Consider the following 1,676-nt stretch of genomic DNA (forward strand, 5'->3'; position numbering starts at 1 on the left):
CAGTAAAGTTCTTCTAAAGTAGTCATAGCCTGAGGATCCCCACGATTTTGTTTTCTAAGCAAAAACTTTGATCGTGCCTCAGGCACTTAGTTCCTTTTTTCTTTTCTTCCTTATCCAGAGTTCAGGTTAATTAGTCTTTAAAATGGAACCAAGGTGATGATGAATAGCCTAACTCCTGCAATAGCAATGTCTCAGCCCACATATGTCCCGGTTCACAGATATTATTCAATATACGTTTATAACGAGCAAGCAATTCTTCAACAGATAGATATCTTCGTGAGAAGAATAACTTTAATATTCCCCTAACACTGTGATCAGCCGTAATACCGATGTTTTTTAACTCGGTAAGTAGTACTTGGATTAACCGACGTAATCAAATCCCTCAATCTTTTCCAGTTATTCTGGCGTAATCGATAATAGCTTTCTTTTACTGCTCCCATCAAGAGAAAATATCGGGTCAAACAACCCGATATTGCCACCCATTAAATTACCTGAACAAAACGACCATTAATTAATGAAAAGATTGGTACAGTGGTAACCAGAACCGTATCACCGTCTTCATCATTAACGTAATAAGATACTGGGGAACTCTCCGGGTCTGATTTATTCACCAGTCTGACCATTCTACCTTGGTTCATTATCTTAACCCTGTAGTCATTCCAATTAATCGGTTTCATTTTGAAACTTTTTTCTTTGAAATCATTATGAAAATCTTTGTCAACAAAGATATTCTCTTCACTTTCATTAGTAGACCAAGCCCAAGCTTTAAGAGAGATTTTTTGTTGATTACGGATAGTATTCACATCTTTTGCATTATAAGCCTGCCAGACCGCCATATAAGCCTGTTGCAATTGCTGGCGCTGTTCAGGTGTATCTGTATAAGGTGTTGCCTTCACCTATTCCCATTCAGGTAACCCACTGACTTTCACATTACGACTAAACCGGTATAAGATCATATTGGGTGGAAATGTTCGAATATCAAAGTAGTTTTCGTCTTTATGTCCAGTTTCTATACTGTCTGCCTGTATCACATGACGTACTACCGGTGTGCTAATAGCGGCGTATTTCGCTTCATTCACGGGTGTTGTTGCCACGGGCTGACCATTTTTATCAATTGCCACTTCAATTGCCGTCAACACTTCACTTTTTTTACCACGCATGGCCGTCAATTCCAGACTACATTTTGCTTCAGGATTAAAGTGGTTACGGGTTTCATCTGATAGCTTATCTGGGGAAAACCAACCCAGTGCACCAAATTCCAGACTGATTTCATTTTCACCATTTGCCATTAATAGCATGGAAGCTGTACTGGCAGTACCAAATCCCCGACCTTCACGGGCTGAATCTCGATTATCCATTCCCGTTACACCATTGGTTTTAATATCACAAAAAGCATACTGAATATCGAATAAACTACGAATATATAGCCGGGGTTCATTTGCATTAGCTCCTTGCATTACTACAGCACCTAAACCTGACATAATAATCACGCCTAATAATAGCAATAACCATTTTAATCTCATTTTATCCTCACACTCCGGGTAACCCAGTGATAAGTGGAATATTATTCAACTTTAATATTAACCCAATCCACAATCCCAGTGTCTCTTTACAATCAACAAATGCTGAACTGATATCACCGATTTTTATTGCATTTCCCATCAAGAGAAAATATC

At 38.6% G+C, this 1,676-nt stretch carries 2 protein-coding genes; both read right to left on the reverse strand.

The genetic code is table 11. From position 1 onward, the window contains the following. Positions 1-482: 482 nt before the first annotated feature. The gene (locus AACQ83_RS24020; protein ID WP_240000919.1) at positions 483-896 is read right to left on the reverse strand and encodes a hypothetical protein; all 414 of its coding nucleotides are present in this window, start codon (positions 894-896) and stop codon (positions 483-485) included. After that, positions 897-1,523, reverse strand: coding sequence for a hypothetical protein (locus AACQ83_RS24025; RefSeq protein WP_240000920.1), 627 nt, complete (start codon positions 1,521-1,523; stop codon positions 897-899). Positions 1,524-1,676: the final 153 nt, after the last annotated feature.

This window comes from Photorhabdus sp. S10-54 (genome assembly GCF_963878145.1).
GTDB lineage: Bacteria > Pseudomonadota > Gammaproteobacteria > Enterobacterales > Enterobacteriaceae > Photorhabdus > Photorhabdus kayaii.

Bases quoted from the DNA above. Each gene is read 5' to 3' on its own strand.
- AACQ83_RS24025 (WP_240000920.1), bottom strand. From the start codon at position 1,523: ATGAGATTAAAATGGTTATTGCTATTATTAGGCGTGATTATTATGTCA.